Raw genomic sequence first — 20,519 nt, 5'->3', positions numbered from 1 at the left:
TTATCCAGTTTTACCACCTCTACTTTGTATTACATGCATATACCTTGCCTTCGAGTTCTTTTATTGCTTTATTTCTATAAAGCAAACTAAAAACACAATCTAATCTACTTTCACATACTTTTGTTTTATATAAACTCGCTAACATCTCATACAAATGTGCTTTTCTTATATATTTGTTTCTCTTGAGAACTACAAGCATGGCAGCAGCCAGTTCATCTATTTCTATATAATCAAAAAGTCTTGCATCTTCCTCTGTTATAGGAATCCGTGGTACAACCTCGCTGCCGTCAACACGCCATAAAAACCTTCCTCTAACCTCCCATCTATCAAACAATGCAAATTTATTAATGATTTTTAATACTTTTTCTTTTATTTCGCATAACGGTGCAACTTGATCACACACTAGGTCTATATGTATAGGTGATTGTGCCATAACAATATTATATATTACAGCAGCAATTTCCGATTCATCAGCACTATAATCTTGTTTAATATATTTTTTAGGCATATATATATCAAAAGATTCATCAATATCCTTATATTCATAATTTCGATCAGCTTCAGGAAAAAAACTATCCTTCATAAAAGCTTTTGAGTTGATAATTGAATTTAAACTATTAGGATTTTCGTCAAATAAATCTTTACAAAACATGTCGGGCATAAATTTTCGTTTGCAAAATTCCAGAGGATCAATAACTCCCCTGGCTTTTATTAACTTGATAGTCTGTTTATAATTTTTCTCTCCAATCTCTGTTCCATAATTACAAATCTCTATAAATCTTTCATATCCAATATCTGGAAAACATTCATTTATATATTCGGACGTCTTCCCATAAAAAATTAGATATGTAGTTGCTTCCTGATCCACATAAAAATAATCTTCCTCAGCCAAATCTATAGAGTGCCTATAAAGACACTCTAAATCTTTTTCAGAAAACTTAGATTTATCGACACAAAATAAATTGCAAAACTCATCATATGGTAATATTCTTTCCATGTAATCCAAGTAGTTTGTTTCTCTCAACATTACATCTATGCAACGTGATTCAGGAAATATGGTAGTATACAGTTTTCCATTATCTGTTCTATACCCAACTGCGCAGGGAATAGAATATGAACATCCCGTTGTTTCTCCATTTAATTTCAAAAACGGAAATTCATTTACTAATAGTTGAACCAAATATGTATCAATTGGATCAATAGTATTTCTGCCCTCTGATTCACATATTATTTCTAAACTGGATTCATTTTCTTTTATCATTTTTTTCAACTGAACATCTGTATAATTATCTTTATTTTCCAACCAAATCTCTGCAGACTTAAATAATATCTTGATATTACATTCATTATCATTTACACATATACATCCACTAAATAATGTCTTTAACAATTGTAATAACTCATCCACAGAACCAACCACTCTAACATGCTCATCACTTCGGAAATAACCCATCTTGCAACTCCTTTCTCCAATATATTATTCTTATCAATGTTCATATTTATAACACGCTTATTTTCTATCCCATATTCTCAATATTCTTCCTCCCTACTAAACCAACGAACCTTTTATCTCTTGTTTCTTTTGTATATGACCTAATTTTCAACTGAAAACGCAACCATAATAACCTTCGTAATAATACAGAAATTACATAGACAGTTTTTGTCTTTCTTCGATTCCGGGGATATTAATTGATTAAATAATACTGATAATAAGATATTTGTCTTTTCCCCCAATACTCGACAAATATTAACAGAACTATATTCTTAACAGAAAAATAATATAGAGAAATTATACTATGTGTTTTATTACTTTTCAATAAAACCATTTTATTTTTCAAGCTTCATGTATACAAAATGCATAATTATATATTGGTTTTTGGTATATAATATTTTCTTCAATTTAATCTCATAGATGATTCCCGAGCTCTAGCCTTTATGTCTTATTAGTAAAATACAGTAGAAAAAACAATAAAGTCACGACATGACCCGATACTGATATGTCCAAAGGATTACTGACACATATCTATTCATCACATCATGTCGTGACTTTATTTGTATTACATCTTCAATTTATCTAAACCACTTCCCTCTGTCCTCTGACAGCCCCTCTATATATAAACGCCGCACACGCCGCCGTTATAAGCTCTGCTACCCAGAACGCATTCCACACACCAGCAGGTCCGAAACCACAAAGCCTTGAAAGTATCCATGCAGCCGGGATTATGACAACCACATATCTGAGCAGGGATATGAGTAGGGACGGAGTTCCCTTCCCCAACCCCTCAAGTGCCCCCGATGCAGTTACCGACACAGCCGACACTACAAATCCGGCGCATATGATGCGCAGTGCTGTTCCACCTGCATTTATTGTAGACACATTCTCTGTGAACATACCTATAAGCCTTTCCGGGATAAGCAGGCACACAACTGTTCCAGCCAGCATGATTCCAACATTTAATGCAAGCGTTATGGTGAATATCTTCTTCACTCTTGCATGCTCTCCGGCACCATAGTTATAGCCTATGATAGGACGCATTCCCTGAATGATTCCATTTGCCGGCATATACAGGAATGTCTGAAGCTTGTAGTACACGCCCAGGATCATGACATAAGTTGCCGAATACATGCTGAGTATGGCGTTGAGTGCGCTTGTGAGCAGAGACGGCAGTGCCATATTGAGTATGGCAGGTATACCTATGGCATAAAGCTTCTTCACCATCAGACCGCCCTCATGCAAATACTTTATGCCGAACTTCACATTTATCGGTCTTCCAAAGTACACAATAAAATAAATGATCAGTGTAAACACCTGTCCCAGGCCAGTTGCCAGTGCAGCGCCTTCTATACCCATTTCAGGAAATGGTCCCGCACCAAATATCAGCAGCGGATCAAGCACTATATTCACAATGCAGCCGCCCATCAGTCCAACCATTGTAACTATCATGCGTCCAACCGACTGGAACACCTTCTCAAATGCAAGATCAACCGAAATAATTATAGAAAATCCAAATACTATGTCTGCATAACGGCAGCCAAGGTCAAGGACGTCTCCACTTGCCTTGAAGGCTCTGAGAAACGATGGAATGATGGCAATACACACGACCGTCATCACTATTCCCTGTATAACAGCAAGAAACATCCCCCAACTAGCTGCACGATCTGCCCGCTCATTGTCCTTGGATCCAAGATATATGGCTATCACCGCGTTTATTCCAACACCAAATCCGATCGCCACAGCATTTACAAAATTCTGCAGTGGAAATACATACGAAAGTGCTGTCATCGCATCCTCACTTATCTTAGCCACAAAGAAACTGTCAACTATATTGTACAAAGCATTCACCATCATCGATATAACCATAGGCAGTGCCATGGACATCAAAAGTGGGAACACCGGCTTTTCTTTCATAAAATTCTCGTTCATAAAACCTCCATCCCCGGATGGCATAAATAAAGCCCCACAACCTTGCGGTTGTGGGGCGAAAAGATGACCTGATCCGGAAAAATCCACCAACTTGTTTTCGTTTAGATTATTATGTGTAATTATATACTTCAACCAACATATATGTCAAGATCCTGCACAACCACAAAGTAACCTCTATCACCGTCTTCGTCCACCGGGATAGCATGTATAAGACTTGCACCCCCATGGTTGTTTGCACAGCTGACTGACAAAACCCCTCTGAGGAAATTTTCTGTCTGATATTCCGTATTGCCGCCTGTGTAACTCTCCATGCGCTCACGGCTGAGAAAATCTCTGACTATTTTTCTTGACCGATCCGAGTCAAACCGGTTACTTATCAATCCAATTACTTCATCGTAGTTATTCGCACAAGATACAGCATTGTTCAGCTCAGAATCGCCTTTTATAACACGGTATTTATCGTTCTCATAATTAACATATATAATATCAGTATACATATATGCGATCCTTGCCTCTACCCTGGATTGAGCCTTTTTTATATCAGACTCTATCTTGTCAAGTACGGTCACTCTGTCCGTACCATCCCTGCTGATGCTGTGGATCACGCTGACATTCTTGCCCTTCTTTTTTGCTTCATACAGCGCAGTGTCCGCGACATTCATACACTCTTCTGTGCTGAATCCTGAACCATTGATCTGACATATACCAGCACTGCAATGGACATTCTGCCCTTTCTCCATTGCCTTGCGCTGAAGTTTTCTGGCAAATCTTATCACCTTTGACTCCAGAACAGATATATCCGATAAGCCCTTATGAAGCACAACATACTCGTCTCCACCATACCTGCAGGCAACGTCCTCTTCATAGCAGTCACTCCGGAGAAACTTTGCCACCTTCTCAATCCAGTAATCACCAACTGCGTGACCATATGTATCATTTACACTCTTGAAATCATCTATATCCACAAATACAAGGGAAGCACTGTCCTCGTCAGTCATGTTATCTATATACTCTCTTATTCTCTGCATTCCAGCCGTCTTGTTGTACATGCCGGTCAGAAGATCATGCTCAGCCTCGTACTTTGTGCGCTCAACCTCCTGTCTGGATCTCGCAAGTGATCTGTCCATCTCGACCATATCAACTGCAAACATGATCTGTGTAGAAGCCACCACAGATATCGTCTGAAATGAAATCCCATAATAGAATATGACAACAACTGTGGATATACATGGCAGGATAAAATACAAAACACTTGACCAGAAAACTCTTTTTTCCAGTCTTTTTTTATACTGCAAAAGTATCGAAAAGCTTAGAACAAGTCCTGCTGCAGCAATAAGCTGAGACAACAGATAACAGCTGCTCCTGTGATAAAAGTTGTTATCATCTATATAATAGAACAGCTTGTCACTGAACTGGGATATAATGAGCAGGACTATCCCAGCAGCACTCAGAACTACCACGCCCCTTGCTTTCGCTGGCATCTTCGTCTCTCCTCTGTTGAGAATGACAAGAAGATAAAACGTAAACAGAGTCATATATAAATAGTTGATAAAGAACACGGCAAAATTGCTTATCTTCAGCATGTAATAGGCTGTCTGTCCTGTTTTTCCCTGATAATACCATGACAACATATCTGCAGCCAGCAGGATGATACATGCAGCCTCCATACATAGACTCACATTCTTTTTATCTCTATTATTATTCTTCTGAAGGAATATAACCACAAATGCAAACAGACAGATTAATATTCCCCACATTTCAAATGCTATATTAAATACAGCAGTCCTATCCACTAACTATGCGCCCCCTTAAACTTCCTGGCGATTTATTGTAGTAATTGTACAATTTGATTTGTGCAACATTTTCTCAATTTTACAAGTTCATATGAGAACCATTCTATATATCATACCTTAATTTGTCAATTACTAGATAACACATATTTATGGAATTTTGTCGCCACAGGGGACATATATGTCCGGCTGTCATGAACAACATAATAAAGCCTGTCAACCAGCTGATGTTTTATGCTAAGAACCTTCACATCAAGCCTTTTGAGTATATCCATGTAAGGGACTACCGCTATTCCAAACCCTGCTGCCACAAGTCCGGCTATGACCTCATCCTCCTCCGTTTCGCATGCTATCTCAGGAGCTTTGCCAAGTCCTTCAAACATCTCATCCACCAGACTTCTCATTCCAGATCCCTTCGAAAAATATACATGTTTATATCCCAGTGTATCCTCGAGTGTCACCGAATCCCTATCTGCCAAATAATGTCCCGACGGTGCTATGACAACAAGATCCTGTCTGCCAACTGGAATGGCGGAAAATCCCATCGTCTCAGGCGGTCTCGAACAGAAAACCATGTCATATTTTCTAGCCGCAAGATCATCAAGCAATTGCCCTGTGGTCCCTGTATGAAATGTAAACGACACATTTCTGTTTTCAGCTTTCTTCAAATACTCCGCTGCCAGACGCGGTACAAATTCCATTCCAAGAGGTCTTATTAGACCAAGCCGTATCACGCCATCCCCGGCAGCCTCCTTTTGTATGGACTCTACCCCCGCATCAAGAGTGCCAAGCGAACGCTCTGCACATGCAAGGAATTCTCTGCCAAATGCAGTGAGCTCCGTATTGCGCCCATTCTTTTCAAAAAGCATTACCCCAAGTTCTTCCTCAAGCTGGGATATTGCGTGACTGAGGCTTGGCTGCGTTATATTCAGATTTCTGGCTGCATTTGTGTAATGCTGAACATGGGCCAGTTCAACAAAATATCTAATATATGACAGGTTCACTTATAACTCCCCCTTTTCATTATTTATACATGATCCTATTCATATTTTAATACAATCCGAATATTTTTTATAGACAAAATCTATCAAACCATAAAAACTATTTATTTGTTATGTGGTGTTGTCGGTGCTACAATCAAAAACCGCAGGGATATATATATGAAGTCTTAGACAATTAAAGCTCCCCTGATGCTGGGGAAATCAAAGTATATGTTATAAAACGCATCATATATGAAAGAAATGAGGAAAAGCAGAAAATGAATACTCAATCAGGAAATGCACATCTGCATAACATGTGGGGCGAGATCGCCCTGATAACAGCAGTCACCATCAACAGTTTCGGAGTGGTTCTCATGCTCTATTCTGCAGCAGGAATATCGGCAATATCCAGCGTGCCATACGCATTCTCGCTGGTTCTTCCAAGACTGACTCTCGGAACCTGGACATACATATTTCAGGGCGTACTTATTCTCACCCTCATGATCATGAGAAAGAAATTCGTTCCCCAATATCTGTGCAGCTTCATAGTTGGTTTCGTATTTGGCAAGATGCTGGATATCCATGAGATGTGGATCGGGGCTTTGCCAACTGCCCTCCCATGGAGAATCCTTTACTTTGTGATAAGTTACATTTTGATATGTATCGGAATCGCACTGTCCAACAGATGTGGACTTCCGATTATCCCGACAGACCTTTTCCCAAGAGAGCTGTCTAAGATTATATCGGCAAAATATTCCAAGGTTAAGATTTCGTTTGATGTGATCTGCCTTGCAACGACAGCTGCCATGACAGGTTTTATCCTCGGTCATGTCTACGGTCTAGGAATCGGCACAGTCCTAGCTGCCTTCACCATGGGCAAGGGAATCGCCATAGTTGGAAATGTCATGGACAAACACATCGCCATCGCACCATACATAACCAATCACATCAAGCACCACGGCAGCCACAAGGCCCAGTACGTAGGACACTAAGAACAAATTCAACACAAAAAAGAACCGCCTGAGAGAATCACATTCAAATTACAGATTTTCTCAAGCGGCTCTTTTTATATCCCCACGACCAGGCACGTAGATAAAAAATAACCATATATATGCCAAACGTGACTGCATATATATGGTTATTTTATCTAAGTGCCGTCCGTCACCTACGCATTTGCCAGCTGGCGTCCAAGCTCCTTACACTCCTCAAGGCCTTCTGCGTCAGGTGTCTCATGACACATAAGTCCGGCTCCGCCTACGAGTTCTGCGCCTGCTGACTGCATTCTCGCCTCCCAGTCGCGCATCCACTCGCCATCTCCCCAGCCGTATGAACCGAAGAGTGCGATCTTCTTGCCTGAAGCAAATCCCTCAACCTCAGCAACAAATGGCTCCATCTCAGCCTCCTCAAGCACCTCAGCTCCCATAGCCGGGCATCCAAGTGCAAATACTGGTTCATCCTTGAGTGCATCCGGTGTGATGCTGCTTACAAATACTACCTCCGCTTCCTTTCCGGCATCTCTCACGCCGTCTGCGATAGCCTCCGCCATCATCTGTGTATTTCCGCCCTGTGTCCAGAATACGATATTAATTTTGCTCATAATAATCCTCCTTATGAAATTATATGTAAAAGGGGGCTTTCCCTATACATCCTTGTAAACTGTGTTTATCTGCATCTTTCCATATACTTCTACGCCGCGTTTCTGCTCGCCGTGTACATCCCCATGATATCTCTCATATGCAGTCCATTTGAAAGAAATTGAATAAGTCTCTCTTCCGCACATTCAAATATATGAAATGTTCTCCGCTTTGATTCAGCATCCCCATATACCTTCCAATAACCGGAGCAAAGTGCATTTCTTCCGTTCTGCAGAATAAATCCCTCCACATCCTCTGGCGGGTATCCCAGCAACAAGCCCATCTCGTGTGGGAACCACTCCTTGCCAAAAGATCCATCGCCACAAGCCTGATCTTCATGTGCCGGTTGTTTTGAGGTGAATCTTCCTCTGCTCTTTAAGTACTGCTGATATTTTTCACGAAACACCGCAAGTATCTCAGAAAGCTCCATGTCCGCATATCCCAGCTCAGACATAAGTCTTTGCACATCATCCCTCTGAACAAATGCCCTGAGCTTTGCCGCATTGTAGATAAATACATTTACCCTGCCACAGGTTGCTCCCAGTGTGTACATACATATATCACTGTCCTTCAGTATCTCCACCATCTGACGATATCCGCTGAGTTCTATGTTCAGCAGATTTGACACCTTGACACCCGTTATCACCGGTGCACATTGAAGTGCCATCTGAAGTTCCACGTCACCGAGCTCCATGCCCTTCATGATCTCCCATGTATTTTCACTCATACAAAACCTCCTTGTGGCAAATAGGTTTGGTTAGCCTTGTCTAACTCTAGTGAAAATACTACAGGATTCCTCCCCGAACGTCAATAACCCGGAGTGAGACATTTTCTCACTCCGGGTTATCTTGTTGATTAAAAATATACATTTATAAATTCTGCTTTATCATCGTCCTGCGTGGCTCTTTATTTCCGCCTGTTACCATATTGAGCAGCCGCCACACACCATATGCACAGATCCCACACACAGCCACAGGTACAAGGAGCACTACTATGACTCCTGTGCAGACTCCTGTAACCAGGTATCTAAACCATTTCATCACATCACCATTCCTCATATCTACTGCCATCTTAATGCATTCCTCTCATTACATTATAAACTGATCTTCTTAGACAGCAGTGTCGCACTTCCTATATAACTGCCGATCATGCATACAACATAGAGAATAAGCTGCGGTATGTTCTTATACATCGCGTCAAGCATAGTCTCCACCTGCACGTTCTTCCCAAGGTGCGGAAGCTTGTATGCTATGTAGCTCACTAGCACATAAAGAGCCACAAAAAGTATAAAGCTGACAACACCCTTTATCTTCTTGTTCTGAAGTACTGTTGAAGACAGTGACACTGCAAGGTACGCTATAGTGATCATTGTATAGAATTGAATAAGTGCTATTGCTATAAGCCCTGCAACATTTGCAATGACACTTCCTATTGATAATCCTCTTGTCCCCAGAATTTCATCCAGCACAATCTCAGCACCAGCTACACCGCCGTTATGTGACTTAAGCAGGTTATAATCAACAACTATAAGCAGTCCAAGAAAGGCCACGAGTGTCGCACCGGTGAGCAGGATTGAAAGCAGCTTTGCCCCGATAATCTTGTAATTTGAAATTGGCGTCATAAACACCATATACCCAGTCTTGTTCTTCAGATCCTGACTGTATATTATCACACCATATATCAAGACGAACATAAACGAAGCCCAGCCTCCCAGCACAAGGAAGGTGATACCAAGTCCAGTTAGCAGATCTTTTTCTGCAAATATTCCAATCAGGAACAGCAATTCTGCTGCCGCAAGAGCCGTTATAACCACCAGAAGTGAAAATACTCCACGTCTGTATTCATATTTCATCATCTTTAACATAATATCTATCTCTCCTTCATCAACAAATTTAACTATCCAATATGTATCGCCCCTCTCGCTCACACGAGCGGGGCAGGTCGTCGGAACCGATTCCTATTATGAACTTCGTTCATAGCGGTTCCTCCTAAGCATATATTTCCTTATACATATCAACTATCGACTTGCCCCTGCTCACTCGCAGCTCCTCCGCATCACCCTGAAGCACACAGGTGCCATTCTTGATAAAGAATGCGTGATCCACGATCCTCTCAAGCTCATCCACAAGGTGGCTTGACATGAGCACGGCTGTGTCATCCGATATATTCCGGACAATCGTGCTGATGATCTTCTCCCTAGCTATGATGTCTATTCCATTCAGTGGCTCATCAAGCATAACGATCCTGCTGTCTCTGGACAGAGTAACCGCTATCTTGAGCTTTGCCAGCATTCCTGAAGACATGCTCTTCGCCTTCTGATCTGGATTCAGCTCCATCTCAGCAAGCAATCCCATGTATTTGTCATAGTCAAAGTCATCAAAGAAATCTTTGTAATACTTTCCTATGTCTTTACAGTTCATATATCCGAAGAAGAAAGCCTCCGTCGGCATATACGCTATGTCTTTCTTTGACCTGTATGTCATAGGCACTCCATCTATTGTGATAGTTCCTGAATCCGGCTTGACCAGACCGGCTATGATCTTCATAAGTGTTGACTTTCCACTTCCATTCGGACCGAGCAGCGCATATATGTGTCCCGGCTCAATCTCCAGTGACAGGTCAGATATCGCTGTGGTGGTGATATACTTCTTAACAAGATGTTCGCATTTTAACATTGTATCATTTCCCTTCTTTTTTATTCCTTTTTACTTCCCGAAGTGTTCTTTTAGCAGTTCAAGGATCTCATCGTGTGAAAATCCCATACCGGTGAGCTGTTCATCAAAGCTCTGTATGATTTCCTCTATTCTTTCCTTTTTCAGGTCGTCTATGACCCTGTCATCCTCCGTCACAAATGTTCCTATTCCACGTCTGGTATAGGACAACCCCATAGACTCCATCTCGCTGTAAATCCTCGCTGCAGTATTCGGATTTATCTGGTATTCTATGGCAAGTTCTCTTGATGACGGAAGCTTAGATCCCAAAGGCAGTGTGCCCGCTATGATCTTCTGCTTTATATCCTCTATGACCTGAAGATATATGGGGATATTCGTCTTAAATTCCATCACACACCTCCTCCTTGTATGTTGTCTAGCTCTTCTGTACTGCTGTACTAGTTGAATAGTACACTAGTGTCATGGTGTTGTCAACTGTATTTTTAAATAAAGCATATTTTTTTAGTTTTTTGTCATCTAGATAGTAACTCATGCATCAGGTCATCTCGCCATCTTTGCTTATTACCTACATTTTATCTCATATACAATGTTTTCACTTAAAAGATAAAAAATTATCCATAAAACACATTATTCTGTGTCCTACGGATAATTTTTTAAAATTTTTTCTTTTTTAGAGCTTTTTCATCTATTTGGAGATAATTTTATATCTTTTCCCTGGTTATCCCAACAGCCACTAGAGAATTCATACAAATTAAATTTCTAACAAGCCCTCAGCACCAGTGCTTGCAGCTCGCACACATTCATATAAAGCTTCTCAACTCTGTCTGCAAATGTCGATGTGGAGAATTCATATGCCGACTGCACTGCATTTCGTCTGAGCTGATGCCTTAAAGCAGGACTCATATCAAGCCACTTCACCAGCGCAGTTTCAAATGTTTCCTCATCAGTAAATTTCCAGCCATTCTTTCCCGGATCAACCACATCTACAAGGCACGGATCCTCTCTGCACAGAAGCGGCACTCCCGCTGCCAGAGCTTCTACATATGTAAGCCCCTGAGTCTCGCTCGTGGATGCACTTACGAAGAAGTCACCAACCTGATAATACTCAGCCACCTTATCAGGCTCGATCATGCCTGTAAATATCACACTCTCTGAGATTCCAAGCGCTCTTACCTGTTCCTCTACCTCCGCCCTATATGGTCCGTCTCCAACTATCATGAGGATTGTACCATACCCGTGCACTCTCTTCTGGCATCTAAGTATCTCCTGGATATTCTTCTCCTTCGCCAATCTGCCAACATAGAGAAGAACTGTCTGGTCATCACTGAGTCCGTACTGCTCTCTGATTCTGTGTCTGCTGTCCGTTCCAATGTATTTTCCGAATTTATTCATGTCGATTCCAGAGGGGATCACCTCAACAGGACATAACACATCATACTTTTCAAGCACATCCTCTATCTTCCTGCTTGGTGCTATCATGGCATCGACCCTCGATGATAACATCCTGGTAAGTTTCTGCACAACTTTGCGTCCCCACGCTGCATTTGGCGAAAAGTAATGAGTGTAATCCTCGTATATCGTGTGGTATGTGTGCACTATCGGCGCATTTGTCTCATCTGCTATCTTCTTCGCCATGAAGAAGGTTGAGAACTCGCATTGGGAATGTATGACATCTGGTTTCCATTCTATGAGTTTGTCTATGACCGCCTTGATAACAGGCATCTTAAGCCTCGCCTCCGGATAAATCTTTCCGGCACCTACTGACGCCGCATATATCACATCTCCAACTATATATGTGTGGTGATTTCTCGAGAGTGTAAGTATCTTTACCTCATGTCCTCTTTTCTTAAGTTCATTTGACAGATTTACAACCGATGTCACAACTCCATTTATAACAGGTTCATACCAGTCCGTAGTAATAAGTATCTTCATGATCTATCGTCTCCTTCTATTTCAGGCGGCTTTCATTCTGTCCATCACCACCTGCACCTTATCCTCATATCAACTACTTTCTGGTTATTACTCTGCCATACACTTATAAATTTTCGTTGTAACAAATCTAAATATTATATAAATTGTATCTATGGGCACCCCAAAAATGTATCTACGGTCCCCCCATAAACGGATAGTTATCTGTCATTGATTGATTATCAGTTTCACAAAAGTTTCTCGGATATTCCTGGGTGAATTTCTTGACAATTTATTTAGAAAACTCCTTGCATTTTTTCCAGAATCTTCTTATACTATTATGGCAGTGTTGATAAACACACTCGGTGCGTGGCTCAGCTTGGTAGAGCGCTTCGTTCGGGACGAAGAGGTCGTGGGTTCGAATCCCGTCGCACCGATTTTTTTATGCACAAAAGCATCTGGATTCCCTGCTAAAATATCACATCTGATCTCTTATCCGCATCAGTCTTGAAATACTCCACCATATTGTGACCCGTTATGGCCGCAACCACCGAAGAAGGAAACTGGCTGCACAGATTGTTATAATTTGTCACACCTGCATTGTACAGTCTTCTTGCCGCCTGGATGTGCTCCTCCGCATTTGTGCAGCTGTTCTGAAGGACCTCTATATTCTTGCCCGCCGCCAATTCCGGATACGCCTCCACAACTGCATTTATCTGATCCGAGGCATTTTTCATAAGTTTCTCTACCCCGGTCTTCTCATCAGGTGTCATGCCTTTTCTGAGCTTTATCGCTGTTATCAGATTCTCGCTCTCATACGACATATAAGTCTTTACCATCGCATACTGTTTTGTGAGCAGATCATATCTCTTTGCAAGAGCAATATCCACATCCGAGTCCAGCTCTCTCACCTTATTTTCCGCTGCTTTCAGAGCATTTGCAGTCTTTATCGCATACGCTAAAAGTATCAAAACTATTACCACCAACACACAAAATACGAACACACCTTTGCTAAATAATATTGTAAACATACATTTCCCTCCGTGTACTTTTGCTCATTTTCACAATTTCTCTTCTATAGTAACAGAGCCGCATCCATCGTCTCCTGCAGCATGCGCAGGTATTTGTCCAGATAAGCCTCCACATCACTCATACTTTTTATATTTTTCTCCTCGTCAAATACCATGTATTTATCACTCTTGCTTATACACATGTACAATCTGTCCCCATCGAATGTCACATGGAGAGACGCCTTCTCCTTTGGATAAAGTGCCGCCAGCCTCTCCATGACATCCGGTGTAAGCATATAAAATATATTCTCCTCGTCATTGCAGTTTATAGTGAACAGCAGATTAAAGTTCTCGTTTTCTGTCTTTTCTATTCTTCCCACTGCGCCACTCTCCGAACCACACTTCAATATATTCTTCATCGCCAGTTCAGAGTTTCCCATGACTCCCAGCAAAGCCGATGAAACCTTTCTATATGGTATCTCAACAACCAGCCCCCCAAATAATTTGTCTATTTTTTTCTCTTTATCACCATCACTGTCCTCGTGATAATACTCGTACTCCATGTATTCATAACTGCACCTGAAATGAACACCTTTGTATGTTCCCTCCACCATGTCGCGGCCGTTAACCAGCAAAGGCTTGCCATCCAGTGTAAATGGTCTGCCAGCAAAGCAGTTCAGTCTTCTCATCTGTTCATCAGGAAGTCCACCCTGATGTCTGTATACGCTACCCTCTCCATAACGTCTCCTGATAATCTGTGGGATCAGCTCCGTGTAAATCACACTGGAATCTGAAATATTCTCTTTTTTCTTTTTGCTCTTACTCACCCATCTGAATATAAGGAAGATAACTACTCCGTATACGATCACCAGTCCGCCGGGATTTTCTGAATCTGTTCCGCCACCAGCTCCCGCACCGCCTGATGATATGTTGTCCATACCGCCAAATATCTGCTCTACCCTGTCAAATATCCGCTCTGTTATACTCATGCCGTTTATCAGCCCGGCCTCATTAAGTATCGTGAACGCCATGATCACCACTACTACGGTTATGAGCACTATTCGTATCCCGAGCCATTTTGTCCTTCTCTTCGCATCCGCCTGATCGCTCCTTCTCTGAAAATCACCGGGCAAGCCTCCATTCTCGTATCTTGATATAACATCCTCTGACCGATCATTCTGTCTGGCTTCCCCGTAGAGCCTCTCCTCTATCTCCTGGCGCCACATGGCATCAAGTGCTTCCCATCTCAGCTTTATCTGCTCATTTGTCATGCCCTGCTCCCGCATCTCTTTCTCTCTTTGGCTGCGGTATATTCTGGAATACATGTTGGGCGCTCCAGCATCCGGTCCAAGATACATTCGGTCTCTCTCATCTATCGGCAGATCGGCATATGCATCTCCGGGCATAAGCGTCCCATCCGCATAGTTCCTGACATGATACTTGGCTGATTCATTTGCAAATTCAAGCGCGCGAGCCAGTCTATCCCCGTATTCCTTTTTCATCCGTGATTTCTCCTTTATCCCCGTCCAGATCAACTGTTATTTGATTTACTATAAAACTTTTTCACATCTGCCCACTATCAGCGCCATGTAAAATTTCAGTCAAATGCGTGCAAGACGGCACTTATCTGCTCAATATAACCGGCGACTCCGCAGTATCAAATGAAGGTGGGGACGGAGGGGACAGGTACCTCCGTCCCCACCTCTGTCTCCATTTTTTCTCAGGGCGCCTCTATCTGAGCAACGAAAGTTTTTTATCCCCCTAAATGTTATTTCACAGATATACTTTAGCAAATTTGCGTATAAAACTCCTGTTCACTGTCCATACTCTATTTAGAAGAAAATCCACAGACTGCCAGGCAGTCACCAGTTTTTTCAGATAGATTCATAATTTCAGGAGGTATACAGTACATGTCAAATATGTTTTGTTTTCAGTGTCAGCAGACAGCGGGGGGATCCGCATGTATCAATACTGGAGTGTGCGGCAAGCAGCCATCCACATCTAATCTACAGGACGAGCTTGTGTGTGAGCTTATAAAACTTGCAGAACTCTCAAAAAATGAGAATAAACACAGCGCGGTCGCCGACAGACTTATCATAGACGGTCTTTTCACAACCCTGACAAATGTAAACTTTGACGACAATGCAATAAAAGAATTTATGGGAAGGGTTAAAAACGAGCAGAACAAGATCAGCAGACCTGAGGCTGAAAAGATACAGGTGATCGACCTATGGGATGGTGACACGGATATAGTGTCCTTGCGTTCCACCCTGCTGTTTGGACTCAAGGGTATGGCGGCATACGCCCATCACGCCATGAATCTCGGCTACACAGATAATGAGGTTCTGAAGTGGTTCTACAAGGGACTGTGCGAGGTTAACAGGGAGCACAGCGTCACCGAATGGATAGAACTCATCATGGAATTTGGCCAGGTCAATTTCAAATGCATGGAGCTGCTGGACAAAGCCAACACTGAATCATTTGGCAATCCTGTGCCTACGAGAGTAAATGTTGACATCAAAAAAGGGCCATTTATCGTGGTCTCCGGTCACGACCTGAACGACCTGTCACAGCTCCTTGAGCAGACTGAAAAGACAGGAGTAAATGTATATACCCACTGCGAGATGCTGCCTGCGCACGGCTATCCGGAGCTTAACAAATACCATAATCTGGCGGGTAATTTCGGAACCGCATGGCAGAGCCAGCAGACGGAATTTGAGAACATACCCGCGCCGGTGCTCTTTACCACCAACTGTCTCATGCCGCCAAGGCCGAGCTACAAGGACAGGATCTACACCACATCAGTCGTGGGTTATGACGGCATGGTTCACATCTCATGTACAAGAGCAGGCAAAAAGGATTTCACTCCGATCATAAAACATGCCCAGAAGCTCGGCGGCTACGAACACGACAGAAGCATGAGCGGCATAAACGGCGGTCACATGTTGACAACCGGATTTGGACACAGCGCGGTTCTGTCACAGGCTGGCAAGATCATAGACGCCATCAATGCAGGACATGTCAAGCACATTTTCCTCGTTGGAGGCTGTGACGGCGCACATCCGGGACGCAACTATTACACCGAATTCGTAAAGCAGACTCCGATGGACACCCTTGTCCTCACCCTCGCCTGCGGCAAATACCGTTTCAACGATCTCGACCTCGGCGAAATCGACGGGATTCCAAGAATACTCGACATGGGTCAGTGCAATGACTCCTACAGTGCCATCAAGGTTGCTTTGGCTCTGGCTGATGCATTTCATTGCAGCATAAACGACCTCCCACTCACCCTTGTGCTGTCATGGTACGAGCAGAAGGCCGTCTGTATCCTTCTCACCCTGCTGTCGCTGGGCGTGCGCAACATGTATATCGGCCCGACACTGCCGGCATTCATGTCCGAGACCGTGGTGAAATATCTGGTGGAGAATTATAAGCTAAACCCGATCACTGCCCCTGAACAGGATATGGATGCGATACTGAAACGTTGAGTATATCACTTATACTCTCCGCCATATCCGCATTTATCCCTATAGCTCTGTTCCCAAGACTTTCCGGAATCACAGCCTGATCGAGATTTAACCTGACAAGGGTTATGTTATCGTGTTCTCGTGTCAGCTTCTCAAAAGGAAATCGGATTATGGTTGGCGTGTTAAATCCAACCCCCAGCTCAAAGAGCACAAGCTTCCTGTCCCGGGATCTGGAGACAAAATCATCGAAGCACCGCTCTGCCTCATACCAGGCACTGTCCTGAACAAAATAACCATCCTTGCGGAGGTTCATGTCCATCGAGCCTCCGCAGACAGGACAGCGTGGATACAGTTATCGATACAATTGTGGCATGGCACATAACCTCCGATCATACCGCTGTTTGCAGCGTTTACTATGCCTTTCTCATCATTTACCTGTGTCAGGTATTCATCCTGTATCAATAGAACGGCTCAAGCACATATCTGCTGTCATCCGGGTACACACTGTTCATAGATGGATTCTCCGCAAATATCCTGTCGATCCACAGCTTCTGATCATCCAGCCTGTGCGCCTTTCCGCTTAACCATCTCAAGCTCTGCCTTATAGTCTGCCAGATGTCTCTTCTCCTGCTTTATCCTATAAACATAATTTCTGGTATCCTGGGAAGTTCCTTTCTCCTCCTGGCGACAATGAACGTACATAGGAATCTCTTTTGTGGCACGCCTTATCACATAGGCTATGAACGAAACCACCATAGCCCCAACAAAGATAAACAAATACGTCTGTGCAACGAACCTGTACGCTATAAGCGCCGCATTTGCCGCTATATAAGCAAATATTCCCACGACAACCAGAATCAGGATCATAGTGATCTTGAAATTTTTCAGCAGCTCCGAGTATTTTAACTCACAGGCAGCTATCTTTTTCTCGGACTCAGAGATCAAATTCTCTGTATCCCGGATTTTCGCCGTGAGCTGCTCCATGCGATATTCATCACCTATTTCTTCATTTAATTTTTCCTGTGATACCGACAAATGCATAAATCCCACTCCTTCTTATTTGAATATCAATCTCACTTCCACTCCCCCATCAACATTCTTCATCTCACAGTCAAATCCATGCCTGTCCATAATGGCCTTGACGATCGAGAGTCCAAGTCCGGTGCCCTTGTGTCCGTGACGGCTATTGTCCCCCTTGACAAATGGCTTCCATGCACCTTCCAGCGTGTCCTTATCAAGTGGTTCGCTGGAATTGACAAATGACACTTCTTTATCCGATAGCTTCACATCGATGTGTCCGCCATCAGTCACATACTTGACAGCGTTATCCATGATGTTGACAACAGCCTGATACATCAGAGCTTCATCCGCAGAGACCGTGCATGCCCCCGATATATCGATCTGCACGTTTTTCTCCGATATTTTCTCATTATATATCTGTGCCACAGTGTCAACTATGCCTGTCAGATCCACTTCTGTCTTTTTGAGCTTTGTATCCACGTCCTCTGCCTTAGCCATATCCAGTATAGTCGCAACCTGCGTATTCATCTGTCTGACCTCATCCAGTATGCCGTCCATATAATACTGGTTCTTCTCAGGATTTGTGCCAGCCTTGAGATTTTCAGCGTAAAGTGAGATGACCGCCAGTGGACTCTTCAGATCGTGCGCCATAGCATTTGATGTGGTACGCCTGTACTGCTCCATGTCATAGACAGATTTGTATGATCTGTACAATACATAGGCTATTGCAAGTGAGACAAGCGTGCTCAGCAGTGCTATTCCTATCCACGTGGCAATTATCACTTTTCCAAATGAAGACTTTACGAGGTCGGTGTGATAATCCATCACCAGATAATAACTATTTCCAATCGCTACCACATCGGTGTTGTGCTTTCCCTGATCACAATTCCTACTGACTCTTGATAAACTTCCAACACCGGAGTCCCCCAGATCTGCCACAAGAGTCTCTATATTTCCTTCATAATCCATATTACGGGAAGCTGCTCCCGAACCGATAAGACTGCTATTATAAAAATGGTATCCTTTGCTTGTGTCAAGCTTCACATAACCATCGGGGATCTCTGTTACTGTGACACTCTTCTCATCAGATTCGCCATAGTCCATTTGAGCCTCATGAATTCCTATGACCTTAACGTCATCACCGTAGTCATAGTAACTATATTTACTTATCCAGAAACTGGTTCCCTTTACATATATCTCTTCTATCCTGGATAAAGCAGGCAAACCATCGGCACTTCCGTATCTTGGAGCCTCCGCCATCATCTTCTGATAATCCTCATATGTACATGACAATCTAAACTTTTTATTGTTATCATCTGTGACAACAAAAAACATACGGTAGTCATGCCCGGCAACCAATGTCAAAGTGCCATCTGAGTCCTTATAGTACAGACTTGCAGCAGCACCGCCATCCACTGCAATCGCACTTAGCATTTCGCACGTATATTCAACATCACTGGTGAATTTGTTATCCGCAGTCTCAAAATCATAATTGATCCCATCCACATAGGCTCCTGCCAGTGCATCTTGATATTCTGTAACTGCTTCATTTACATTTGACCTGATTCGTTCCTCAGCACTCGCTACACCGTTGTCTACACTAGTATTATATATAGATACCAACAGATAGGTCACGATCCCTCCCAGCAATGCTGCCACCAATATAAACGGCACAAATATTCTCAGAAAAAATGAGCCGAATCTTTGTTTTTTCCCATATAACATATTTTTATTTTTCTTCATATTATAAAACATCCTTTCCCTTTTAATAACCTCCGAGTCATGGGGTCTGTGTACTGACACATCCATTAATTATATCTACACTTTGCACCGTTTCACACAGTCTCAATCCATCCTGTATCCCTTTGCAAATACTGTCTTGATCTTTTTACCCGACTCTCCAAGTGCCTGTCGAAGCTTCTTGATATGATTGTCCACTACCCTGTCGCTGCCCTCATAATCATAGCCCCACAGCCTGACCAGAAGATCATCCCTTGTGATAAGCATTCCTCTGTGCTCCATAAAATACTTCAGCATGGCATATTCCTTCGGTGCAAGCCTTACCTCGTTCCCAGCGGCAAATACCTGAAGCCTGTCCGGATAGATCACGATGTCATATGCCTCTATGCTGCTCTTCTTCTCCCACAGCCCCTTGCTTCTTCTGAGGAATGACATGATCTTTGCAGAAAGCTCCGCCATGGAAAACGGCTTCACCACATAGTCATCGCAACCTATGTCATAGCCATACAGCCGATCCTCCTCCCTGCCCCTTGCAGTCAGGAAAATGACAGGCACATAACTCTTTGCCCTGATGGCCCTGCATATCTCAAATCCATCTGCCCCCGGAAGCATGACGTCCAGCAGCACCAGATCGTATTCGTTCTCATACACAAGCTCCAGTGCCTTGTCTCCATCATCAGCCCAGGTGAAACAGGTCTCATATTCTGCTTCCTTGCCGTTCATATAGTCCATTATCCCCTCTGCTATCTTCTGCTCGTCCTCGACAAGCAATATGCTATACTTCATATTCCCTCCCCGTGGCAGCTTTGATTCTGTATACCTCACAGCGCCGTGCCACTCTATGTAAATCATCGATATCTAAGATTCTGAACAC

Annotated in this window: 21 protein-coding genes and 1 tRNA gene; 3 read left to right on the top strand and 19 right to left on the bottom strand. The window is 43.0% G+C overall.

Annotation, left to right across the window (positions count from 1 at the left end; genetic code table 11):
• Window positions 1-19: 19 nt before the first annotated feature.
• The 4 genes from ABUA31_RS08855 to ABUA31_RS08840 form a co-directional block, all read right to left on the bottom strand.
• Window positions 20-1,453, bottom strand: coding sequence for a hypothetical protein (locus ABUA31_RS08855; protein ID WP_349818765.1), 1,434 nt, complete (start codon window positions 1,451-1,453; stop codon window positions 20-22).
• Window positions 1,454-2,074: 621 nt separating this feature from the next.
• Window positions 2,075-3,424 carry an MATE family efflux transporter gene (locus ABUA31_RS08850; RefSeq protein ID WP_349818766.1) on the bottom strand — a complete coding sequence of 450 codons (1,350 nt, stop codon included), beginning with the start codon at window positions 3,422-3,424 and terminating at the stop codon, window positions 2,075-2,077.
• Window positions 3,425-3,552: 128 nt separating this feature from the next.
• Complete coding sequence (locus ABUA31_RS08845) at window positions 3,553-5,217, bottom strand: GGDEF domain-containing protein (RefSeq protein ID WP_161172049.1); 1,665 nt, start codon at window positions 5,215-5,217, stop codon at window positions 3,553-3,555.
• A gap of 125 nt (window positions 5,218-5,342) precedes the next feature.
• Complete coding sequence (locus tag ABUA31_RS08840) at window positions 5,343-6,218, bottom strand: LysR family transcriptional regulator (protein WP_349818767.1); 876 nt, start codon at window positions 6,216-6,218, stop codon at window positions 5,343-5,345.
• A gap of 254 nt (window positions 6,219-6,472) precedes the next feature.
• Here ABUA31_RS08840 and ABUA31_RS08835 point away from each other — a divergent pair, with 254 nt between their 5' ends.
• The gene (locus tag ABUA31_RS08835; protein ID WP_349818768.1) at window positions 6,473-7,186 is read left to right on the top strand and encodes a DUF6198 family protein; all 714 of its coding nucleotides are present in this window, start codon (window positions 6,473-6,475) and stop codon (window positions 7,184-7,186) included.
• Between the two features lie 173 nt (window positions 7,187-7,359).
• Here ABUA31_RS08835 and ABUA31_RS08830 read toward each other — a convergent pair whose 3' ends face one another.
• The 7 genes from ABUA31_RS08830 to ABUA31_RS08800 form a co-directional block, all read right to left on the bottom strand.
• A complete protein-coding gene (locus ABUA31_RS08830) occupies window positions 7,360-7,791 on the bottom strand; it encodes a flavodoxin (RefSeq protein WP_055146627.1) in 432 nt (143 codons plus the stop codon).
• An 89-nt stretch (window positions 7,792-7,880) separates the two neighbouring features.
• Complete coding sequence (locus tag ABUA31_RS08825) at window positions 7,881-8,555, bottom strand: DUF3793 family protein (protein WP_349818769.1); 675 nt, start codon at window positions 8,553-8,555, stop codon at window positions 7,881-7,883.
• Between the two features lie 142 nt (window positions 8,556-8,697).
• Window positions 8,698-8,898: a hypothetical protein gene (locus ABUA31_RS08820; protein WP_015533727.1), complete on the bottom strand. Its 201-nt coding sequence runs from the start codon at window positions 8,896-8,898 to the stop codon at window positions 8,698-8,700.
• Window positions 8,899-8,921: 23 nt separating this feature from the next.
• Window positions 8,922-9,692, bottom strand: coding sequence for an ABC transporter permease (locus tag ABUA31_RS08815; protein ID WP_349093432.1), 771 nt, complete (start codon window positions 9,690-9,692; stop codon window positions 8,922-8,924).
• A 124-nt stretch (window positions 9,693-9,816) separates the two neighbouring features.
• Window positions 9,817-10,503: an ABC transporter ATP-binding protein gene (locus tag ABUA31_RS08810; RefSeq protein ID WP_004849959.1), complete on the bottom strand. Its 687-nt coding sequence runs from the start codon at window positions 10,501-10,503 to the stop codon at window positions 9,817-9,819.
• Between the two features lie 30 nt (window positions 10,504-10,533).
• Window positions 10,534-10,890 carry a GntR family transcriptional regulator gene (locus tag ABUA31_RS08805; protein ID WP_015533725.1) on the bottom strand — a complete coding sequence of 119 codons (357 nt, stop codon included), beginning with the start codon at window positions 10,888-10,890 and terminating at the stop codon, window positions 10,534-10,536.
• 369 nt (window positions 10,891-11,259) lie between these two features.
• Entirely contained in the window at window positions 11,260-12,432 is a 1,173-nt protein-coding gene (locus ABUA31_RS08800) for a glycosyltransferase family 4 protein (RefSeq protein ID WP_117874538.1), read from the bottom strand.
• A 339-nt stretch (window positions 12,433-12,771) separates the two neighbouring features.
• Here ABUA31_RS08800 and ABUA31_RS08795 point away from each other — a divergent pair.
• Window positions 12,772-12,845 (top strand) — tRNA-Pro (locus tag ABUA31_RS08795).
• 33 nt (window positions 12,846-12,878) lie between these two features.
• Here ABUA31_RS08795 and ABUA31_RS08790 read toward each other — a convergent pair.
• Window positions 12,879-13,439 carry a LemA family protein gene (locus ABUA31_RS08790; protein WP_055146645.1) on the bottom strand — a complete coding sequence of 187 codons (561 nt, stop codon included), beginning with the start codon at window positions 13,437-13,439 and terminating at the stop codon, window positions 12,879-12,881.
• Window positions 13,440-13,483: 44 nt separating this feature from the next.
• Window positions 13,484-14,920: a DUF3137 domain-containing protein gene (locus ABUA31_RS08785; protein WP_238051587.1), complete on the bottom strand. Its 1,437-nt coding sequence runs from the start codon at window positions 14,918-14,920 to the stop codon at window positions 13,484-13,486.
• A 417-nt stretch (window positions 14,921-15,337) separates the two neighbouring features.
• Here ABUA31_RS08785 and hcp point away from each other — a divergent pair, with 417 nt between their 5' ends.
• Window positions 15,338-16,906 carry a hydroxylamine reductase gene (gene hcp, locus ABUA31_RS08780; RefSeq protein WP_349818801.1) on the top strand — a complete coding sequence of 523 codons (1,569 nt, stop codon included), beginning with the start codon at window positions 15,338-15,340 and terminating at the stop codon, window positions 16,904-16,906.
• Here hcp and ABUA31_RS08775 read toward each other — a convergent pair.
• The 6 genes from ABUA31_RS08775 to ABUA31_RS08750 all read right to left on the bottom strand — a co-directional run bounded on the left by ABUA31_RS08775 (window position 16,863) and on the right by ABUA31_RS08750 (window position 20,431).
• The gene (locus tag ABUA31_RS08775; RefSeq protein ID WP_349093434.1) at window positions 16,863-17,198 is read right to left on the bottom strand and encodes a hypothetical protein; all 336 of its coding nucleotides are present in this window, start codon (window positions 17,196-17,198) and stop codon (window positions 16,863-16,865) included. The two genes, hcp and ABUA31_RS08775, sit on opposite strands and share 44 nt — an antisense overlap.
• Window positions 17,195-17,347, bottom strand: coding sequence for a hypothetical protein (locus tag ABUA31_RS08770; protein ID WP_349818770.1), 153 nt, complete (start codon window positions 17,345-17,347; stop codon window positions 17,195-17,197). The genes ABUA31_RS08775 and ABUA31_RS08770 overlap by 4 nt, the downstream gene beginning before the upstream one ends.
• A complete protein-coding gene (locus ABUA31_RS08765) occupies window positions 17,344-17,478 on the bottom strand; it encodes a hypothetical protein (RefSeq protein ID WP_349818771.1) in 135 nt (44 codons plus the stop codon). The genes ABUA31_RS08770 and ABUA31_RS08765 overlap by 4 nt, the downstream gene beginning before the upstream one ends.
• On the bottom strand, window positions 17,441-17,926 hold the full coding sequence (locus ABUA31_RS08760; RefSeq protein ID WP_349818772.1) for a hypothetical protein: 486 nt from the start codon (window positions 17,924-17,926) through the stop codon (window positions 17,441-17,443). The genes ABUA31_RS08765 and ABUA31_RS08760 overlap by 38 nt, the downstream gene beginning before the upstream one ends.
• Before the next feature lie 15 nt (window positions 17,927-17,941).
• Window positions 17,942-19,648 (bottom strand): sensor histidine kinase, encoded by a 1,707-nt coding sequence (locus tag ABUA31_RS08755; protein ID WP_349818773.1) that lies wholly within the window; start codon window positions 19,646-19,648, stop codon window positions 17,942-17,944.
• A 102-nt stretch (window positions 19,649-19,750) separates the two neighbouring features.
• Entirely contained in the window at window positions 19,751-20,431 is a 681-nt protein-coding gene (locus ABUA31_RS08750) for a response regulator transcription factor (protein ID WP_117874532.1), read from the bottom strand.
• Between the last annotated feature and the right edge of the window lie 88 nt (window positions 20,432-20,519).

It is taken from the genome of Coprococcus sp. RTP31081st1_H1_RTP31081_211007 (genome assembly GCF_040227275.1).
GTDB lineage: Bacteria > Bacillota > Clostridia > Lachnospirales > Lachnospiraceae > Coprococcus > Coprococcus aceti.
The sequence above is the reverse complement of the archived record's forward strand: the minus strand, read 5'-3'. Positions and strand labels throughout refer to the sequence as shown.